The sequence below is a fragment of the Streptomyces sp. NPDC025784 genome (assembly GCF_055558435.1).
The window spans coordinates 92,458-111,066 of record NZ_JBVHMN010000001.1 but is presented as its reverse complement, the minus strand read 5'-3'; the positions used below and the strand labels follow the sequence as shown (position 1 = coordinate 111,066).

20 protein-coding genes are annotated in these 18,609 nt (G+C 72.7%); 15 read left to right on the top strand and 5 right to left on the bottom strand.

All coding sequences use genetic code 11. The annotated features are described in order from the left end of the window. Positions 1-36 precede the first annotated feature (36 nt). Entirely contained in the window at positions 37-216 is a 180-nt protein-coding gene (locus tag ACZ4IF_RS00480; RefSeq protein ID WP_359491256.1) for a hypothetical protein, read from the bottom strand. A 231-nt stretch (positions 217-447) separates the two neighbouring features. Here ACZ4IF_RS00480 and ACZ4IF_RS00475 point away from each other — a divergent pair, with 231 nt between their 5' ends. From ACZ4IF_RS00475 to ACZ4IF_RS00460, 4 genes are all read left to right on the top strand, one after another. Continuing rightward, positions 448-1,665 carry an NYN domain-containing protein gene (locus ACZ4IF_RS00475; RefSeq protein ID WP_359491255.1) on the top strand — a complete coding sequence of 406 codons (1,218 nt, stop codon included), beginning with the start codon at positions 448-450 and terminating at the stop codon, positions 1,663-1,665. 126 nt (positions 1,666-1,791) lie between these two features. Continuing rightward, positions 1,792-2,763: an ABC transporter ATP-binding protein gene (locus ACZ4IF_RS00470; protein ID WP_345644179.1), complete on the top strand. Its 972-nt coding sequence runs from the start codon at positions 1,792-1,794 to the stop codon at positions 2,761-2,763. A gap of 118 nt (positions 2,764-2,881) precedes the next feature. Next, entirely contained in the window at positions 2,882-3,703 is an 822-nt protein-coding gene (locus tag ACZ4IF_RS00465) for an ABC transporter permease (protein WP_467558237.1), read from the top strand. 34 nt (positions 3,704-3,737) lie between these two features. Then, a complete protein-coding gene (locus tag ACZ4IF_RS00460; protein ID WP_359491251.1) occupies positions 3,738-4,382 on the top strand; it encodes an AAA family ATPase in 645 nt (214 codons plus the stop codon). Positions 4,383-4,677: 295 nt separating this feature from the next. On the opposite strand, the gene ybaK is transcribed toward ACZ4IF_RS00460, so the two are convergent. The 4 genes from ybaK to ACZ4IF_RS00440 form a co-directional block, all read right to left on the bottom strand. Beyond that, positions 4,678-5,178 (bottom strand): Cys-tRNA(Pro) deacylase, encoded by a 501-nt coding sequence (ybaK, locus tag ACZ4IF_RS00455; RefSeq protein ID WP_426675898.1) that lies wholly within the window; start codon positions 5,176-5,178, stop codon positions 4,678-4,680. A gap of 17 nt (positions 5,179-5,195) precedes the next feature. Continuing rightward, positions 5,196-5,936 (bottom strand): LON peptidase substrate-binding domain-containing protein, encoded by a 741-nt coding sequence (locus ACZ4IF_RS00450; protein WP_467558234.1) that lies wholly within the window; start codon positions 5,934-5,936, stop codon positions 5,196-5,198. 11 nt (positions 5,937-5,947) lie between these two features. Continuing rightward, on the bottom strand, positions 5,948-7,000 hold the full coding sequence (locus tag ACZ4IF_RS00445; protein WP_467559905.1) for a hypothetical protein: 1,053 nt from the start codon (positions 6,998-7,000) through the stop codon (positions 5,948-5,950). 254 nt (positions 7,001-7,254) lie between these two features. Beyond that, a complete protein-coding gene (locus ACZ4IF_RS00440; RefSeq protein ID WP_467558232.1) occupies positions 7,255-8,835 on the bottom strand; it encodes an oxidoreductase in 1,581 nt (526 codons plus the stop codon). Positions 8,836-9,008: 173 nt separating this feature from the next. Here ACZ4IF_RS00440 and hisD point away from each other — a divergent pair, with 173 nt between their 5' ends. The 11 genes from hisD to bdeA all read left to right on the top strand — a co-directional run bounded on the left by hisD (position 9,009) and on the right by bdeA (position 18,419). Continuing rightward, positions 9,009-10,334, top strand: coding sequence for a histidinol dehydrogenase (hisD, locus tag ACZ4IF_RS00435; RefSeq protein WP_095933682.1), 1,326 nt, complete (start codon positions 9,009-9,011; stop codon positions 10,332-10,334). Further along, entirely contained in the window at positions 10,331-11,449 is a 1,119-nt protein-coding gene (locus tag ACZ4IF_RS00430; RefSeq protein ID WP_467558230.1) for a histidinol-phosphate transaminase, read from the top strand. Before hisD ends, ACZ4IF_RS00430 begins: the two co-directional genes overlap by 4 nt. Further along, positions 11,446-12,039: an imidazoleglycerol-phosphate dehydratase HisB gene (gene hisB, locus ACZ4IF_RS00425; protein WP_010987556.1), complete on the top strand. Its 594-nt coding sequence runs from the start codon at positions 11,446-11,448 to the stop codon at positions 12,037-12,039. Before ACZ4IF_RS00430 ends, hisB begins: the two co-directional genes overlap by 4 nt. Before the next feature lie 91 nt (positions 12,040-12,130). Further along, positions 12,131-12,295 carry a hypothetical protein gene (locus ACZ4IF_RS00420; protein ID WP_028803161.1) on the top strand — a complete coding sequence of 55 codons (165 nt, stop codon included), beginning with the start codon at positions 12,131-12,133 and terminating at the stop codon, positions 12,293-12,295. Beyond that, positions 12,292-12,933: an imidazole glycerol phosphate synthase subunit HisH gene (gene hisH / locus ACZ4IF_RS00415; protein WP_467558226.1), complete on the top strand. Its 642-nt coding sequence runs from the start codon at positions 12,292-12,294 to the stop codon at positions 12,931-12,933. The genes ACZ4IF_RS00420 and hisH overlap by 4 nt, the downstream gene beginning before the upstream one ends. Beyond that, positions 12,933-13,661, top strand: a complete 729-nt coding sequence (gene priA, locus ACZ4IF_RS00410) for a bifunctional 1-(5-phosphoribosyl)-5-((5-phosphoribosylamino)methylideneamino)imidazole-4-carboxamide isomerase/phosphoribosylanthranilate isomerase PriA (protein WP_095933680.1) — start codon at positions 12,933-12,935, stop codon at positions 13,659-13,661. The genes hisH and priA overlap by 1 nt, the downstream gene beginning before the upstream one ends. After that, positions 13,658-14,077: a RidA family protein gene (locus tag ACZ4IF_RS00405; RefSeq protein ID WP_467558224.1), complete on the top strand. Its 420-nt coding sequence runs from the start codon at positions 13,658-13,660 to the stop codon at positions 14,075-14,077. The genes priA and ACZ4IF_RS00405 overlap by 4 nt, the downstream gene beginning before the upstream one ends. Further along, positions 14,074-14,829, top strand: coding sequence for an imidazole glycerol phosphate synthase subunit HisF (gene hisF, locus ACZ4IF_RS00400; protein WP_028803157.1), 756 nt, complete (start codon positions 14,074-14,076; stop codon positions 14,827-14,829). The genes ACZ4IF_RS00405 and hisF overlap by 4 nt, the downstream gene beginning before the upstream one ends. A 150-nt stretch (positions 14,830-14,979) precedes the next feature. Continuing rightward, complete coding sequence (locus ACZ4IF_RS00395; protein WP_467558221.1) at positions 14,980-15,579, top strand: ArsR/SmtB family transcription factor; 600 nt, start codon at positions 14,980-14,982, stop codon at positions 15,577-15,579. Between the two features lie 169 nt (positions 15,580-15,748). Then, positions 15,749-16,981, top strand: coding sequence for an MFS transporter (locus tag ACZ4IF_RS00390; protein ID WP_467559903.1), 1,233 nt, complete (start codon positions 15,749-15,751; stop codon positions 16,979-16,981). A gap of 472 nt (positions 16,982-17,453) precedes the next feature. After that, complete coding sequence (gene bdeA / locus ACZ4IF_RS00385; protein WP_467558219.1) at positions 17,454-18,419, top strand: bis(hydroxyethyl) terephthalate hydrolase; 966 nt, start codon at positions 17,454-17,456, stop codon at positions 18,417-18,419. Positions 18,420-18,609: the final 190 nt, after the last annotated feature.

Genomic DNA, 18,609 nt, shown 5'->3' with positions numbered 1-18,609 from the left:
GTGTGTGCCGGGCTTCAACGGCCCGAACGCGCGGCCTCAGTTGTGGCCGAAGCGCTTCTGCTGCTTACGCGCAACATCCGCGGGGCTGCCCTGGGCGTGCGACATCGACGACTGCTGAGCTTCCGCCGAGGAACGCTGCGCCTGCTCGTGGGCCTGCTCGGCCTGCGAGGCGCGGTTCTGCTGGCTGCCCTGCTTGCGGTTCTTGTTCTTGGCCATGGTGATCTGCCTCCTGTGGGGGATCTAGGGGCCAGGGCCGCGACCAGATTCACATAGGCTGACAAGAGGCGCATTTCAGAGAATTACCGTGCGTAATAAGCCCTGTCGAGGGGTGATCCTCCGATACGCCACGCCGAAGATCGAGTTCCGGCCGTTAACCTCCGCGCGGTCGGGCAGACTCGAAGGAAGCCCGAAGCAAACCTCCCGGAGACCGGAAAGAGGGTGGACCGCGTGGACCGCTGCATCGTCCTGGTGGACGCCGGTTATCTGCTCGGGGCTGCTGCCAGTCTCCTGGCCGGGGAGCCGTCGCGATCCCGGATCACCGTCGACCACGCCGCCCTCATCCAGGGCCTGCGCGAGCGCGCCGAGTCCGACACGGAGCGGCCCCTGCTGCGCATCTACTGGTTCGACGGCGCCCCCGACCGCGTACCGCAGCCGGAGCACCGCAGGCTGCGCGTGATGCCGCGGGTGACCGTCCGGCTGGGCGCACTGACCCGCAGCGACGGGCGGTGGGCGCAGAAGGGCGTCGACGCGGCCATGCACGCCGAGCTGACCGAGCTGGCGCGCAACCGCGCCTGCTCCGACGTGGTCCTGGTGACCGGCGACGGCGATCTGCTGCCGGGCATGATGGCCGCCAAGGAACACGGAGTCGCCGTGCACCTGTGGGCCGTGCAGGCCGCCGACGGCGACTACAACCAGTCCGAGGACCTGGTGGCCGAGGCCGACGAGCGCCGCGTCCTCGACCGGGCCTGGATCACCAAGGCCGTACGGGCCAAGGAACTCGGCGGGATCTGCGCGCCGCCGCCCGCGCCGCGCCCCGAGATCGCCGCGATCCTGTCCGCCCCGCTGCCCGACGCGGCACTCGCGGCGGCCGCCGAACGGTCCGCCCCGGAGACCGAGCACCAGACGGCGGCCGAGCCGCGCAACGGCACCGAGGAGCGGGTCCCCACTCCCAAGGGCGTCCCCACGCCGAAGGACCTCGCCGCGCTGCGCGGGCCCGGCACCCAGCCCGCCCAGCACCCGGCGAGCGCCACGCTGCGCTGGTCCTCGGACAAGGGGTGGATCGACCGGCCCGGGGCCCCCGCGGAGCCGGCGGAGGCCGCCGCGCTGCCCACGCTCGCCCAGCTCACCACCGCCGAGCAGCGATGGGCCGACCGCGAGGAGGACATCACCACGGTCGGCGGCGACCCGTACGAGGTCGGACAGGTCTTCGCGCGCCGCTGGATGGCGCGCCTCACCGACCAGAATCATCTGCAGAAGCTGTCCACGATGTACCCGCGCATCCCGCATCGCGTGGACGGCGAGCTGCTGCGCTACGCGGCCCGGTTCGGCCTGCTCGCGCACAAGGACGACCAGATCGACGAGCACGACCGGTACGCGATCCGGGCCGGCTTCTGGCGCGAGATCGACGTGCGGACGGCCGCGGAGCACGCCCCCGCCGGGGAGTGAGCCGCGGCCCGCGCGGGGCCCGAGCCATGGCCCCGGACGCATAACGGGGCATCGGACCCCGTACCCTCGTCCTTCGTGAGTACGCGCACGGCACAGACGGTCCCGGACGGACACCAGGGCGACGTCGTGTGCGCGGTGCGCGGACTGACCAAGACCTATCCGCCGCTGCGCGGACACCGCGGCACCCCGCCGACGCCCGAGGTGCGCGCCACCGACGGCGTACGCCTGGACATCCGCCGTGCCGAGATCTTCGGACTGCTCGGACCCAACGGTGCCGGGAAGTCGACCCTCGTACGCCAGCTGACCGGGCTCATGCGTCCCGACAGCGGCAGCGTCGAGATCCTCGGGCACGACATCGTGCGCCACCCCGACCGGGCGGCCCGCATCCTCGCCTACCTCGGCCAGGAGTCCACCGCGCTGGACGAGCTGACGGTGTCGCTGGCGGCCGAGACGACCGGGCGGCTGCGCGGACTCGACCTGCGGCAGGCGCGCTCGGAGCGCGACGCGGTACTCGACGAGCTGGGCCTCACCCCACTGGCCTCCCGTCCCCTGAAGAAGCTCTCCGGCGGGCAGCGGCGGCTCGCCTGCTTCGCCGCGGCGCTCGTCGGGGAGCGCCCCCTGCTGGTCCTCGACGAGCCGACGACCGGTATGGACCCGGTGGCCCGCCGTGCCGTCTGGGCGGCCGTGGACCGGCGCCGCGCCGAGCGCGGCACGACCGTGCTGCTGGTCACCCACAACGTCATCGAGGCCGAGACCGTCCTCGACCGGGTCGCCGTGCTCGACCGGGGCCGCGTCATCGCCTGCGACACCCCGGCCGGGCTCAAGGAGCGGGTGGCCGGTGAGGTGCGGGTCGAACTCGTGTGGCGTGAGCGTGCCCCGCTGGAGGTGCCCGAGGTCGCCGCGCTGCGTGCCCGTGCCGTCGAGTCGGGCCGCCGCTGGACGCTGCGCCTGGCCCCCGAGGAGGCCCGTGCGGCCGTCGCGACCGTCACCGGCGGCGCGGCGTTCGCGGCCCTCGACGACTTCACCCTGGCCACCCCGAGCCTGGAGGACGTGTACCTGGCGCTCGGGGGCAACACCCAAGGGCTGGTGAAGGCGTGAGCGCGCGGGAGACACGATCCGTACGTACCCTTCGAGGGCCCGCGGGCGCGCGGAACCCGGGGGAGACCGCGGGCGTTGGAAACAGGACGGCTGCCGAAGTGAAGGGGAGCAGCTCGACGTGAGTGTCGTACCCGCCGGAGTGCTGCCGGGCAGTGCGCTGCCCGTGGCCGAGGAGCCTGGTGCCGCCGTGGAGCTGGGGCCGCGTGCGCGGCTGTGGCCCTCGCTGGCCGCCGTGTACCGGGCGCAGCTCTCCCGGGCCCGTGTCGCGCGCATCCCGCTGCTGTTCGTGGCCACCTTCCAGTCCGTCGGGATCATGATCCTGATGCGCGGAGTGGTGGACGGCGGCGCCGAGGCGCGGGCCGTGGTCGCCGGGGCGTCGGTCCTGGTGGTCGCCTTCGTCGCGCTCAACCTCCTCGCGCAGTACTTCGGGCAGCTCAGGGCGAGCGGCGGGCTCGACCACTACGCGACGCTGCCCGTGCCGCCCGCTGCCGTCGTGCTCGGTGCCGCGGGCGCCTACGCGTCCTTCACCGTGCCCGGGACCATCGCCACCGCGGTCTTCGGCAGCGTGCTCTTCGGGCTGCCGATGGCCCACCTGTGGGTGCTCGCCGCGGTCATCCCGCTCGCGGGTGCCGCACTCGCGGGCCTCGGGGCCGCGCTCGGACTCCTCGCCCCGCGACCGGAACTCGCCACTTTGCTCGGCCAGTTGGGGATGTCCGCGGCGCTGCTGCTGGGCGTGCTGCCGGCCGACCGGCTGCCCACGGTCGTGCAGTACGGCCGTGACCTGCTGCCCTCGACGTACGGCGTCGAGGCCTTCGCCCGCACCTTCGGGGCGCATCCCGACTGGACCGCGGTCCTCGTGGACCTGGCCGTCTGCGCGGGTGTCGGGGCGGTGTCGCTGGCCCTCGCCACCTGGGCGTACCGCAGGGCCGCCGTCCGGTGACGCGCCCGTCGGCCGGGCCTGGCACGATGTCAGGGTGACCGCTCCGCTGACTCCGCCCCCGCCGCCGCACCGACAGCCCCCGCACGACGCCTGGCAGGTACCCCCCGCCGGTGGCGTCGCGTACGAACAGGACGGCCCCGGGATGAAGACCGAAGTGCGCGAGGCCGCCGTGATCACCGTGGCCGTGGCGCTCACGGGATTGCTCCTCGGGGTGCTGTGGTGGTGGCTGGCGCCGCATGTGCCGCTGATCGCGGACGACAGCGCCGTGTATCTGAAGGACACCGAGGGCGAGCAGGCCATCGGTGTCGACGGAACGTTCACCCTGCTCGCGCTCGCGTTCGGCGCGGTGAGCGCGCTCGTCGTGTTCCTGGTGCGGCGGCGCGGCGGTGTGCCGCTGGTCGTGGCGCTGGCCGTCGGGGGGCTGCTCGGTTCGCTGATCGCGTGGCGGATCGGGGTCTGGCTCGGGCCCACGCAGAACGTGGTGGCGCACGCCAAGGCCGTGGGCAAGGGGGTGACGTTCTCCGCGCCGCTGAAGCTGGGTGCCAAGGGGGCGTTGCTGGCCTGGACCGTGGCGGCGCTCGTCGTCCACCTCGGGCTCACCGCGCTGTTCGGTCCGCGGGATCCCGATCCGTACCAGAGCCCCTACACCGGCGGGCCGTCCGCGCCTCCGGCCGCCTAGGGGGCCTGTCTCGGACAGGCCCCGGCAGGCGCTCGCCGCCCGCTGCGCCCGGCGGGCGGCCCGCCCGCCGGGTCCCTGTCAGTCGTCCGCCCGGGGGCCCGTGCCCTCCGGAGAGCCCCCCGTTCCGGTCCGTACGGCCCTTCCTCAGCCGCCGGACGGGCCGGCACAGGGGGAGTGGGTCACGCCGGACGGCGGCCGTGGTTGGAGCGGCCCTTTTTGATGCGCCACTTGCGTTTGCGCGTTTTCTTCGACATGTCCTTCGTACTTAACCGAGGACGGGACGTCCGTCGAGGGGTCACGCACGGCCGACGGGCGCGGAGACCGCGTCCGTGAGCTTCGCCAGGTCGTCGGGGGAGAGTTCCACCTCCAGGCCCCGGCGGCCCGCCGAGACGCAGATCGTGGCGTGTGCCGCGGCCGAGGAGTCCAGGACCGTACGGAGCCTCTTGCGCTGGCCCAGGGGCGAGATGCCGCCGCGGACGTAGCCGGTGGTGCGCTCGGCCGCCGCGGGGTCCGCCATCGCCGCGCGCTTGCCGCCCACCGCCGTGGCCAGCGCCTTCAGGTCGAGGGAGCCCGCCACGGGGACCACGGCGACCACGAGGGCGCCGTCGACGTCCGCCACCAGGGTCTTGAAGACCCGCTCCGGCGAGACGCCCATGGCCTCGGCGGCCTCCTCGCCGTACGAGGGGTGGGACGGGTCGTGCTCGTAGGAGTGGACCGTGAACGCGACGCCCGCGTCCGTGAGCGCCACCGTCGCCGGGGTGCCCCCGGACTGCTGCTTCTTCGACTTCTTCGCCATCGGCCTTCTCGGATGTGTCAGTTGAGACTCGTCGGGCCGCGCGTCAGGTCGGACGCCGGCAACGACGGCAGATTACGGATGATCGCGGTCTCCGCGCGCAGGAGTTTCAGCTCCTCGCGCAGCCGGGACGCCGTGTCCGGCGCCTGGAGCAGCCGCTGCTTCGCCGGGATGTCCAGCATCACGGCGGCCGCGACGAGGTACGAGACGACGGACGGCTCGTCCGGCAGGTCGGCCCCGGTGGACAAGGACCTCTCCCGGGCGCCCGCCAGCCGCTTCTGGTACTGGCGGAAGGCCCGCAGGACGCCCTCGGCGAGCGCCCCCGCCTCCTCGCCCTGCTCCTCGGGCAGCTCCTCCAGCTCGGCCGTCAGGAACGCCCCCGAGGCGTCCACCGAGAGCAGCCGTACGCGTGTGGTGCCCGTGGCGAGCACCTCGAAGCTGCCGTCGGCGCGCTCCCTGATGGTCGCCGCGTCCGCGATGCAGCCCGTCTCGTGGAAGGCCTTGGCAGGGTCGTCGCCGAAGCCGGCGGCGGGTCCGCGTTCGGGCACGGCCGTCTGGTCCGGCATGCCGGGCGCGGACGCAGCCACCTCGTGCCCGTCGCGGATGGCGACGACGGCGAATCGGCGCGGTTCGTCCTCGGGGGTCTTCAGCAGATCGCGCATCATGGCGCGATAGCGCTCCTCGAACACGTTCAGAGGAAGCACGAGCCCCGGGAAGAGCACCGAGTTCAGGGGGAAGAGCGGGAGCCGGACGGTGGTCACGACGGGAAAGCCTAATGGTCGCCGGAGCGGGCGCGTCCGTCGTGCCCACTTCCCGGATGCGGATCGGGGCCCGGCGAGCGCAGCGGAAGGCCCGACGCGACCTCCAGCCGGATGCCGTCGCGCAGCTCCAGGAACTGGCCGAGCGGGTCGTCGGAGACCCTGTCCCAGGGGAACGACGTCGCGTACGGGCCGACGAGGCGCAGCTGTTCCAGCGCGTCCGTCCAGCGCTCCAGCCGGACCAGGACGTACACCAGCAGGTTGCGGACCTCCGCAGGCCACGGATCGGATTCCGTGTACGTCGCGGACAGGGCCACGGCGAGGTCGGCCGCCGCGTCCAGACGTTCGCGCGGGACCTTCGCCCCGCCGCCCTCGGTCAGATAGGCGAAGGCCGCACGCACCGGCAGCGCCTGCACCAGCGATCCGGGGAGCGCGTCCTGGGCGGCCGTCTCGGCGAAGTCGAAGCATTCGCGGTGCGAGCCGTACCAGGCGGCCGACAGGTACTGGAGGGCCGCGACGTGGCAGCCGTAGTGGTGCGGCGAACGTCGTACGGCCTCGCCCCACAGCTGCTCGAACTCGGAGTGCCCGACGTTCGTGCCGCGGGCGTGGTCGAGCGCGATCCGCCAGGGGACCGGGTCGCGCGGATCGCCCTCGGCGGCCGCGGTGATCAGCGGCCCGACCTCGCGGAGCAGCTCGGCACGGGCCGGGGACTCCCAGCCCCGGCGCACCGCCAGCTCGGCCTTGACGAGCAGGGCGTCCGGATCGTGCGGCGCGGCGGCCTGCCACTCCCGCAGCCATGCGTCGCGGGAGCGGGCGAAGGTCGCGAGGCGCATCGCGTAGCGGTCGCGGTTCTCCCACTCGGCGGCCTCGCGGGTGGTGGTGAGCAGCTTGGCGGCCGGTCCGTACTCGCCGCGGGCCGCCGCGACGAGGGCGGGACCGAGACGCTCGTCGGGGGCGTCGAGCAGTACCTCGTCGTCGGCCGGCAGTCCGGCGGCGAGGCGCGAGGTGTTCCTAGCCATCCGTACCGTACGGATGAACGCGCGCAGCAGTGCCATGGTGTCGACCATTGAAAGACGCAGGTCGGGGGTCTGCCAGGGGGTATGCGGTGACACTTTTGTAACCGTCGTTTGGTTGTATCCACCCTGGTCAAGGACGAGTAAAAGCTGACTGTTGCTCACCTGTTCGACGGCTGTTCGTGCGACACGCGGGGTTCGTGTGTACGAGTCCGGGGGAGCCCTCGTACCGCCCGCCCCACAGGCCCCACGTCGGCTGCCGGCCTCGCGCCGACCGTCGGGACCCGCGTCGGCGTCCGGGTCCCTCGTCAGCCGCGCCGGAGCAGCCGGGTCGCGCCCGCCGCCACCGTCGTCGCCAGGATCCAGCCGAGGAGGATCACCGCCGCGGCCAGCCACTGCCAGCCGCCGCGCAGCTGCCAGAAGCCGGCCTGGCCGAGGTCGATGACGGGCAGCAGCAGGTCCAGGGCGAACAGGGAGGCGTTCCACGGCGGATGCCCGTCGCCGCCGATCGGCGGATGGCTGGCGTGCGAGAAGGCGATCGACGACGCCGCCCACAGCACCGCCATCCACAGCGCGGCCCGTCCCGGCCGGTACCCGTAGGCGACGGTCCAGTCCTGCGCGTACCCCCACAGCTTGGCGGCCAGTGGCAGGGTCTCGCGGCGGCGGCGCTGCTTGGCGAGCAGCACCTCGCGCGCGTCCTCGTCCTCCCCGGAGTTGCGCAGCACCGTGGCCAGCCGCTCGTACGGCTCCGGGTTGTACTCGGCGGTCGCCGCCGCCACCCATTCCAGTCGCCGGGTCAACGGGAAGGCGCCCTGCGGCACCAGGCTCTCGTAGGTGAAGCCGCCCATGTGGAGGCTGCCGGGGCCCGGCCAGCTGGACGCCCGGTCGATCAGGTTGACGACCCGCGCGCCGGACAGCACCACCCGGCCCCGCTCCGGCTTCTCCCCGAGGAAGCGCAGTTCGGGCGTCTGGACCCGGCGCAGCGACAGCTCCTGGTCGTCGTCGAGGACGAACCGGGCCCGTTCGAGGTCGACGGCGTCCCCGAACCGGCCGTCGTCCAGGCGGATGCCGCCCTGACACTCGAAGCGCTGCACGAGCGTGCCGCGGGCCGGCGTGGTGCCGCTGGTCAGCAGCGGATTGCCGATGCCCGCGGGTGTCATGTACAGCGTGCGGTTGACGGTGAGCTGGGGGGCGTTCAGGGCCAGCCGTGTGTACGGGTTGTTCAGTTTGCTGCCGCGCAGGCTGAGCGAGACGCCGACGGTGGCGCCGCGCAGGCTGAGCTCGCCGTGCGACTCCAGCATCTCCGCCTGGAGGTCCTGCCCGACGGTCATGCCGTCGCCGGTGAGCGAGCGCCCCCGCCGGTCCCGGTAGACGACGGCCTGGTTGAGCAGCAGATCGGTGCCGATGTGCGCGTCGGTCAGGCGCACCCCGTTGTGGAAACGGCAGCGTGGCAGGTGCAGGTCGCCCTCGGTGTGCAGCCGGGCCGCCTCCAGCCGGGGCACCGAGCAGTCCACCAGCCGTACGGTCGTGAAGCGGGACTCCGGCAGCAGGACCTCCTTCTCGAACCGGCACCCCTTCAGCTCGACGTACGGCACCACGGTGCCGCCGGCGAGGTCGAGGACGTCGGTGATCCGGACACCGGTCAGCTTGAGGGACGAGACCCTGCCCTGGAGGGCCGGCGGGCCGTCGAGCAGCAGCCACGCCACGATCCGCGCCCGCACGCTGCGCTCGGGCCCCCACGGATGGCCGCCGTGCGGATCGTCGACGGTGGTGTCCCCGCTGCGCAGGTCGTACACGCTGCCGTTGCGGAAGGCCTGCCACATCCCGGCCTCGGCGGCGGTCAGTTCGTCCGGCAGGTCCCCGCCTCGGATGCCGGCACCCTCGGTCACGGCTCTTCCTTCCTCCCCAGCTACTCGCGGGTTTCGTACAATCGTTCAATGCCCGCTCGGTGACCGCCCGAACGCTACTGGTGACGAGGATCTTCCGGTGAACCGAAGGTGGCCTGTATCAGCCATTGATACGGGCGTCCGGCGCCTTGTCGCCGTCTGAGAGAATTGGGCCTGTGATCTCCCGAATCGATCTGCGCGGCGACGCCCTCCCCGAGGGCTCCGCCCTGCGCGACCTGCTGCCCCGAGCCGACTTCGACGTTTCGGCCGCACTGGAGAAGGTGCGTCCGATCTGCGAGGCCGTGCATCATCGGGGCGACGCGGCGCTGATCGACTACGCGGAGAAGTTCGACGGTGTCCGGCTGGAATCGGTACGCGTCCCGGCCGAGGCGCTCCGTGACGCGCTCGACACGCTCGACCCGGCCGTGCGGGCCGCCCTGGAGGAGTCGATCCGGCGCGCCCGGCTCGTCCACCGCGAGCAGCGGCGCACCGCCCACACGACGCAGGTCGTGCCGGGCGGCTCGGTGACCGAGAAGTGGGTCCCCGTCGACCGCGTCGGTCTCTACGCGCCCGGCGGCCGGTCGGTCTACCCGTCCTCCGTGATCATGAACGTCGTCCCCGCCCAGGAGGCCGGCGTCGGCTCCATCGCGCTCGCCTCACCCGCCCAGGCCGAGTTCGGCGGGCTGCCGCACCCCACGATCCTGGCCGCCTGCGCGCTGCTCGGCGTCGACGAGGTGTACGCGGCGGGCGGCGCGACCGCCGTCGCGATGTTCGCGCACGGCACCGAGTCCTGCCCGCCCGCGAACATGGTCACCGGTCCCGGCAACATCTGGGTCGCCGCGGCCAAGCGGTACTTCGCGGGCAAGATCGGCATCGATGCCGAGGCCGGTCCCACGGAGATCGCGATCCTCGCCGACGCGACCGCCGACCCGGTGCACGTCGCCTCGGACCTGATCAGCCAGGCCGAGCACGACCCGCTGGCCGCCGCCGTCCTCGTCACGGACTCCGTGGAGCTGGCCGACGCGGTCGAGAAGGAGCTGGAGCCGCAGGTCGCGGCCACCCGGCACATCGAGGACCGGATCGTCCCCGCGCTCGGCGGCAGGCAGTCCGCCGTCGTGCTCGTCGACGGCGTGGAGGAGGGACTGCGGGTCGTCGACGCGTACGGCGCCGAGCACCTGGAGATCCAGACCGCCGACGCCGCCCGCGTCGCCGACCGCGTCAGGAACGCGGGCGCGATCTTCGTCGGCCCCTGGGCGCCGGTCTCGCTGGGCGACTACGCGGCGGGCTCGAACCACGTCCTGCCCACCGGCGGCTGTGCCTGCCACTCCTCCGGCCTGTCCGTCCAGTCCTTCCTGCGCGGCATCCACATCGTGGACTACACGAAGGACGCGCTGGCCGACGTGGCGCACCACGTGGTGACGCTCGCGGAGGCGGAGGACCTGCCCGCGCACGGCGCGGCGATCAAGGCCCGGTTCGGTTGGAAGGTGCCTGAGAGCAAGTGAGCTTCGGAATCGACGATCTCCCCGTACGGGACGAGCTGCGCGGCAAGTCCCCCTATGGCGCGCCCCAGCTCGACGTCCCCGTACGCCTGAACACCAACGAGAACCCGTACCCGCTGCCCGAGCCGCTCGTCGAACGGATCGCCGAGCGGGTGCGCGAAGCCGCCCGTGACCTCAACCGCTACCCCGACCGGGACGCGGTGGAGCTGCGCACGGAACTGGCCAAGTACCTGACGCGGACCGGCGGCCACCGGGTCGGCCGGGAGAACGTCTGGGCGGCCAACGGGTCGAACGAGGTCATCCAGCAGCTGCTGCAGACCTTCGGCGGCCCCGGCCGCACGGCGATCGGCTTCGAGCCGTCGTACTCGATGCACGCGCTCATCGCGCGCGGCACCGGTACCGGCTGGATCTCCGGTCCCCGCAAGGAGGACTTCACGATCGACGTCGCGGCGGCCGAGCAGGCCATCGCCGAGAACCGGCCCGACGTGGTCTTCATCACCACCCCCAACAACCCCACGGGCAACGCGGTCCCGCCCGAGACGGTCCTCGCGCTGTACGAGGCGGCCCAGGCGGTCAAGCCGTCGATGGTGGTCGTGGACGAGGCGTACATCGAGTTCAGCCACGGCGACTCGCTGCTGCCGCTGCTCGAAGGCCGGCCGAATCTCGTCGTCTCGCGGACCATGTCCAAGGCCTTCGGGGCGGCGGGGCTGCGCCTCGGCTACCTGGCCGCGCACCCCGCCGTCGTGGACGCCGTCCAGCTGGTCCGGCTGCCGTACCACCTGTCGGCCGTCACCCAGGCGACCGCGCTGGCCGCCCTGGAGCACACCGACACCCTGCTCGGATACGTGGAGCAGCTCAAGGCCGAGCGTGACCGGCTGGTCGCCGAACTGCGCGCGATCGGCTACGAGGTCACCGAGTCCGACGCGAACTTCGTCCAGTTCGGGCGGTTCGACGGCGCGGACGGCTCCCACGAGGCCTGGCGGCGGATCCTCGACCGGGGCGTCCTGGTCCGGGACAACGGCGTGCCGGGATGGCTGCGGGTGTCCGCCGGGACCCCCGAAGAGAACGACGCGTTCCTCGACGCGGTCCGTGAACTGAAGAAGGAGCAGAGCGCATGAGCCGCGTAGGACGCGTGGAGCGCACCACGAAGGAGACGTCGGTCCTCGTCGAGATCGATCTCGACGGGTCGGGCAAGGTCGACGTGTCGACGGGTGTCGGCTTCTACGACCACATGCTCGACCAGCTCGGCCGGCACGGTCTGTTCGACCTGACGGTGAAGACCGAGGGCGACCTGCACATCGACTCGCACCACACCATCGAGGACACCGCCCTCGCCCTGGGCGCCGCCTTCAAGCAGGCGCTCGGCGACAAGGTGGGGATCTACCGCTTCGGCAACTGCACGGTCCCGCTGGACGAGTCGCTCGCCCAGGTCACCGTCGACCTCTCCGGCCGCCCCTACCTCGTGCACACCGAGCCCGAGAACATGGCGCCGATGATCGGCGAGTACGACACCACGATGACCCGGCACATCCTGGAGTCCTTCGTCGCCCAGGCGCAGATCGCGCTGCACGTGCACGTGCCCTACGGGCGCAACGCGCACCACATCGTGGAGTGCCAGTTCAAGGCCCTGGCCCGGGCCCTGCGGTACGCCTCCGAGCGCGACCCGCGTGCCGCCGGCATCCTGCCCTCCACGAAGGGGGCGCTGTGAGCGGCGCACGTGCGGCCGCCGGGCCGCGGACGACGATGACGATGCCCCGGCCGCCGCGCCGCCGGGGCGCAGAAGCGAACGGAAAGACACTGTGACCGGCCTGTCGAGCATCCTGATCGTCGTCGGACTCTTCCTCCTCGGGGGCGTCTACTCCTTCGCCAAGCAGAAGATGCCGCGGAGCCTCATCGTGCTGCTCTCCATCGGTGCCGCGATGTGTCTCGTCGCGGGCGTCATGAGGCTGGAGGTGTGGGCGTGAGCGACCCGAAGAAGGTCGTCGTCTTCGACTACGGCTTCGGGAACGTACGGTCCGCCGAGCGGGCCCTCGCCCGCGCGGGCGCCGAGGTCGAGATCACCCGCGACTTCGACACCGCCATGAACGCGGACGGACTGCTGGTGCCCGGCGTCGGCGCCTTCGCCGCGTGCATGAAGGGCCTCAAGGAGGCTCGCGGCGACTGGATCATCGGCCGCCGGCTCTCCGGCGGCCGCCCGGTGATGGGCATCTGCGTCGGCATGCAGATCCTCTTCGCCCGCGGCATCGAGCACGGCGTGGAGGCCGAAGGGCTGGACGAGTGGCCCGGCACGGTCGGACCGCTCCAGGCCGACGTCGTGCCCCACATGGGCTGGAACACGGTCGAGGCGCCGGCCGACTCGGAGCTCTTCGCGGGCCTCGACGCCGACGCCCGCTTCTACTTCGTGCACTCCTACGCCGTCCACGACTGGTCCCTGGAAGTCGCGAACCCGGCGATGCGCGCACCCAAGGTCACCTGGTCGACGTACGGCGAGCCCTTCGTGGCCGCCGTCGAGAACGGCGCCCTGTGGGCCACGCAGTTCCACCCCGAGAAGTCCGGCGACGCCGGAGCGCAGCTGCTGAACAACTGGATCGGAACCCTCTGATGGCTTCGAAGCTCGAACTCCTCCCCGCCGTCGACGTCCGCGACGGGCAGGCCGTCCGCCTGGTGCACGGCGAGTCCGGTACCGAGACGTCCTACGGCTCGCCCCTGGAGGCCGCCCTCGCCTGGCAGAGCGCGGGCGCCGAGTGGCTGCACCTCGTCGACCTGGACGCCGCGTTCGGCACCGGCGACAACCGCGCCCTGATCGCCGAGGTCGCGAAGGCCATGGACATCAAGGTGGAGCTGTCCGGCGGCATCCGCGACGACGACACGCTCGCCGCGGCCCTCGCCACCGGCTGCACCCGCGTCAACCTCGGCACCGCGGCGCTGGAGACCCCCGAGTGGGTCGCCAAGGTCATCGCCGAGCACGGCGACAAGATCGCGGTCGGGCTCGACGTCCGCGGCACCACGCTGCGCGGCCGCGGCTGGACCCGCGACGGCGGCGACCTCTACGAGACGCTGGAGCGACTGAACTCCGAGGGCTGCGCGCGGTACGTGGTCACCGACATCGCCAAGGACGGCACGCTCCAGGGTCCGAACCTGGAACTGCTGCGGAACGTGTGCGCGGCGACGGACCGCCCGGTCGTGGCCTCCGGCGGTGTGTCCTCCCTGGACGACCTGCGGGCCATCGCCGAGCTGGTGCCCCTCGGCGTCGAGGGCTCGATCGTCGGCAAGGCCCTGTACGCCAAGGCGTTCACGCTGGAAGAGGCGCTGGAGGCGGTCTCCGTATGACCGACGACGGAGTACGGCGGATCTCCTCGGGCGGTCCGTTCGAGGACGCGGTCGGCTACTCGCGGGCGGTGGAACTGCCCAACGGCCTGGTCCTGGTCTCCGGTTGCACCTCCGTGGTCGGTGGCGTGATAGACGCGGGCACGCCGTACGAGCAGGCGGTCAACGCCTTCCGGGCGGCGATCGACGCGCTGAAGACCCTGGGGCTCGGCCGCGAGCACGTGGTGCGCACGCGGATGTACATCACCCACGCCCGCGACGTCGACGAGGTGGGCCGCGCCCACAAGGAGCTCTTCGACGACGTGCGCCCCGCCACGTCCATGCTCATCGTCTCCGGCTTCATCGACCCGAGCCTGGTCGTCGAGGTCGAGGTGGAGGCGTTCCGTCCGCGGGCGGAGAACGGAGGTGCGCGGTCATGACGCTCGCGGTACGCGTCATCCCCTGCCTGGACGTGGACAACGGCCGGGTCGTCAAGGGGGTCAACTTCCAGAACCTGCGCGACGCGGGCGACCCCGTCGAGATGGCCAAGGTGTACGACGCCGAAGGCGCCGACGAGCTGACGTTCCTCGACATCACGGCGTCCTCCGGCAACCGGGAGACCACCTACGACGTGGTGCGCCGCACGGCCGAGCAGGTCTTCATCCCGCTCACGGTGGGCGGCGGCGTCCGCACCGCCGAGGACGTGGACAAGCTGCTGCGGGCCGGCGCGGACAAGGTCGGCGTCAACACCGCGGCCATCGCGCGGCCCGACCTCATCCGGGAGATCGCGGAGCGGTTCGGGCGGCAGGTGCTGGTGCTGTCCGTGGACGCCCGGCGCACCGAGGCCGGCTCCTTCGAGGTCACCACGCACGGCGGCCGCAAGGGCACGGGCATCGACGCCGTCGAGTGGGCGCACCGCGCGGCCGAGCTGGGGGCGGGCGAGATCCTGCTCAACTCGATGGACGCGGACGGCACGAAGGACGGGTACGACATCGAGATGATCGAGGCCGTACGCAAGCACGTGAGCGTCCCGCTGATCGCCAGCGGCGGCGCCGGCAGGCTCGCGCACTTCCCGCCCGCCATCGACGCCGGTGCGGACGCGGTGCTGGCCGCGTCGGTCTTCCACTTCGGGGATCTGCGGATCGGAGAGGTGAAGGAGACGCTGCGGGGGGCGGGGCACCCCGTCCGCTGAGGTCGCGCCGGAGTCCGCCGCCGCGGACCCACCGGCGGTCGTCGTCGAGCCCCGGTCACCGAGTGACCGGGGCTGCTTCGTGGCGTGACGCGAAAGGAAAGTTGCGCAATTTATATTGCGCAACTTTCCTTTCGTATCTACGGTGAGGGTATGGCGGAAGAAGAGAGTCGCAAGGAGAGTCGCAGGGTCTCGGATCTGGGAACGCTCAAGGCGCTCTCGCACCCTCTGCGGATGAGTCTGTACCGCTCGCTGCACGTGACCGGCGCGGCCACCGCGTCGCAACTGGGGGAGCAGGTCGACGAGGCCCCCTCCCTGGTGAGCTACCACCTGCGCAAGCTGGCGGAGCACGGACTGATCGAGGAGGCGCGGCCGCGCAGCGGGGACGGCCGCGAGCGGTGGTGGCAGCCGACGTCCGGGGGCGTGAGTCTCCACGACGAGGACTTCCGCGGGGCCCCCGAGACGGCCGCCGCGCACACCGCGTTCGCCCGGCTGCTCGTCGACCAGCGCGCCGACCTCTACCGGCGCTACCTGGACGAGCGGCACGCCTGGGCGCCCGAGTGGCGCACCGCCTCCTCCGACTCCGAGTCCAGCCTGCGTCTGACGGCGGCCGAACTCGCCGAGCTCAACGAGGAGTTGCTCGACCTCGTCAGGAAGTACGACGAGCGGGGCCGCACAGCCGAAGAAGCGGGCGACACCGAAGGCCGCGAGAACGTCGCGGTGCACCTGTACGGCTTCCCGTTCCGCGCCTGACCTCCTCGCAGGGACCTCGTCCGGCACGCGACGCGGTCCGGCGCGAGAGCCGCGCCCGCGCGGGACCTCGCCCGCATCCCGGGACCTGTTCCCGGCCCGTACCCCGCACCTGCCTCCTTCCGCGCTCGTCTCAGCGTCTGAGAGGACCTGGACCGTGACCACGACCGTCATGACACCGGCCCCCGCCGCCGAAGCCCGCCCCGCCCACCGCGACGGCAACGTACTGCGCTGGCTCGGCGCCTACACCTCGTCGATGATCGGCGACAACGTCTACTACATCGCGCTGTCCTGGGCCGCCGTGCAGACCGGGACACCCGCGCAGGCCGGTCTCGTGATGACCGTCAGCGCGATTCCCCGGGCCCTGCTGATGCTGGGCGGGGGAGTGGTCGCCGACCGGTTCGGACCGCGGAAGGTCGTGATCGGGAGCGACGCCGTGCGCTGCGCGGCCGTGCTGTCGGTGGCGGCCCTGCTGTTCGCGACCTCCCCCGGGCTGTGGCCGCTGGCCCTGCTGGGCCTCGTCTTCGGTACCGTCGACGCGGTCTTCATGCCCGCCGTGGGCGCCCTCCCGGCCCGCATCACGAGCCGCGGCCAACTGGCCCGCGTCCAGGGCATGAGGGGTCTCGCGATCCGCTTCGCCAACGTCGCCGGCGCCCCGCTCGGCGGCCTCGGCGTCGCGCTCGGCGGCGCGGCCGCGGCGTTCGGGCTCGCGGGGGCGCTGATCGCTGTCTCCGTGCCGCTGCTGGTCTCCGTCCGCGTGCGGGAGCTGCCCGCCGACGACACGGCCGGGGAGCGCACCCCGTGGCGTGACCTGCGCGAGGGCCTCGGCTACATCCGGCGCCACCGGGTCCTCGCGCCCCTCGTGGTCGCCATCGCGCTCGGCGATCTCGGCTTCGTCGGGCCGCTCAACGTGGGCCTGACCCTGCTGGCCGACCGGCGCGGCTGGGGCGCCTCGGGCATCGGCTGGGTGCTCGCCGGGTTCGGGATCGGCGCGGGCGCCGCGGCCCTGCTCCTCACCGTGCGGGGCGGGCTGCCGTACGCGGGCCGGGTGGCCGCGGTGGCGATCCTCGCCGGTTCGGTCGCCATCGGCGGCCTCGCCTTCGTACCGACCGTGGCCGCGGCCGTCGGAGTCACCCTGGTCGTCGGCCTGTTCGCCGGGCTCAGCGGTGCCCTGTGCGGCGCGCTGCTGCAGACCCACGCCGACCCCGCCTTCCTGGGCCGGGTCAGCTCGGTCGCCACGATCGGCAGTCTGGGGCTCGCTCCGCTGAGCATGCCGCTGACCGCCGCCGCGATCGGCTGGTGGGGCACCGGGCCCGTCTTCGTCGTCAGCGCCGTGGTGTGCGGCCTCGGCGGGGTGGTCACCCTCTGCGTCCGCGACCTGCGCCGCGCGGAACTGCCCCGCTGAAGACGGCCCCGGCGGACCTGCGCCGAAGCCGCTGCCGCTGCCGTCACCGGCGTCGTGTGCGGCCCGCAGGATTCCGGGAGAGCCGGGCGCGGGCTCGGGCTCGGGCCGCAGGATTCCGGGAGAGCCGGGCGCGGGCTCGGGCTCGGGCCGCAGGATTCCGGGAGAGGCGGGCGCGGGCGCGGGCTCGGGCCGCAGGTCGCCGGGGATGGGGCGCCGGCGGGCCACAGGTTCCCGGGGGAGGGACGCGGGCGGGCCGCAGATCCGCGGGGGGAAGGGGCGCGGGTACGGCCGCGGGCCGAGGCCGGTGATTCTGCCGATGTGGGCGGCCGGGGTGCGGGCGGACAGTTGCCGGCGCAACCCACCGAGACGGACCCCGCCGCTTCGGAGCGTGCGCCGTCCGACACCCACGCCCCGGCCGCGCACCGACCCGCGGCGCGGGTCCGTCACCCCTCACCGAGAGGACGCACCCGCCGTGCAGCAGCCGAACAACCCTTCCCCCGCCGCACCCGTCGGCCCCGACCCGTCCGCCCCGCGCTCGCACCGGTTCACGAACCGTCTCGTACGGGCCGGCCTCGCGGTGCTCCTGGCCGCGGGAGGCCTGGTGGCCGCGCAGGCCGCCGGAGCGCAGGCAGCCCCCACGCAGGCGGCCGCCGAGAACCCGTACGAGCGCGGCCCCGCGCCCACCGAGACGAGCATCGAGGCGGCCCGTGGGCCGTACGCCGTCTCGCAGACCACCGTCTCCTCGCTGTCCGTGTCCGGATTCGGCGGCGGCACCGTCTACTACCCGACCTCGACCAGCGACGGCACCTTCGGCGCGGTCGTCATCTCGCCCGGATACACCGCGTACCAGTCGTCCATCGCCTGGCTCGGGCCCCGGCTCGCCTCGCAGGGCTTCGTGGTGTTCACCATCGACACCCTCACCACCCTCGACCAGCCCGACAGCCGGGGCCGCCAACTGCTCTCCGCGCTCGACTACTTGACGCAGAGCAGTGCCGTGCGGACCAGGATCGACAGCAGCCGGCTCGGCGTCATGGGGCACTCGATGGGCGGCGGCGGCACGCTGGAGGCCGCGAAGAGCCGGCCCTCGCTCCAGGCGGCGATCCCGCTGACCGGCTGGAACCTGGACAAGACCTGGCCGGAGATCAAGACGCCCACCCTGATCGTGGGCGCCGACGGTGACACGATCGCACCGGTCGCCACCCACTCCGAGCCCTTCTACGAGAGCCTGCCGAGCTCGCTCGACAAGGCGTATCTGGAGCTCAACGGCGCCACCCACTTCACGCCCAACAGCTCGAACACGACGATCGCGAAGTACAGCATTTCGTGGCTGAAGCGATTCATCGACAACGACATCCGCTACGAGCAGTTCCTCTGCCCGTTGCCGCGGCCGTCCCTCACGATCGACGAGTACCGAGGCAACTGCCCGCACACCTCCTGACCCGTCCCCGCGTCGTCGGGTCCGCGCCCGGGGTGCCCTCACGGCACCCCGGGCGCACCGCTTGTGCGGGCGCACAGGCATGGTGCGCCGGATCTGGGAGCGCGCCCAGCCCGCACCCGCCCCGTGCCTCCTCGACGACCCTGTTCTGCCTGGTCACAGGGGATCTCCGGGCCTGCGGGGCAAGCGAACC

Coding starts and splice junctions, on each gene's coding strand:
- ACZ4IF_RS00480 (WP_359491256.1), bottom strand. CDS start 216: ATGGCCAAGAACAAGAACCGCAAGCAGGGCAGCCAGCAGAACCGCGCC.
- ACZ4IF_RS00405 (WP_467558224.1), top strand. CDS start 13,658: ATGACCGACGACGGAGTACGGCGGATCTCCTCGGGCGGTCCGTTCGAG.
- ACZ4IF_RS00395 (WP_467558221.1), top strand. CDS start 14,980: ATGGCGGAAGAAGAGAGTCGCAAGGAGAGTCGCAGGGTCTCGGATCTG.
- hisF (WP_028803157.1), top strand. CDS start 14,074: ATGACGCTCGCGGTACGCGTCATCCCCTGCCTGGACGTGGACAACGGC.
- ybaK (WP_426675898.1), bottom strand. CDS start 5,178: ATGGCGAAGAAGTCGAAGAAGCAGCAGTCCGGGGGCACCCCGGCGACG.
- ACZ4IF_RS00390 (WP_467559903.1), top strand. CDS start 15,749: ATGACACCGGCCCCCGCCGCCGAAGCCCGCCCCGCCCACCGCGACGGC.
- ACZ4IF_RS00445 (WP_467559905.1), bottom strand. CDS start 7,000: ATGGTCGACACCATGGCACTGCTGCGCGCGTTCATCCGTACGGTACGG.
- priA (WP_095933680.1), top strand. CDS start 12,933: ATGGCTTCGAAGCTCGAACTCCTCCCCGCCGTCGACGTCCGCGACGGG.
- hisB (WP_010987556.1), top strand. CDS start 11,446: ATGAGCCGCGTAGGACGCGTGGAGCGCACCACGAAGGAGACGTCGGTC.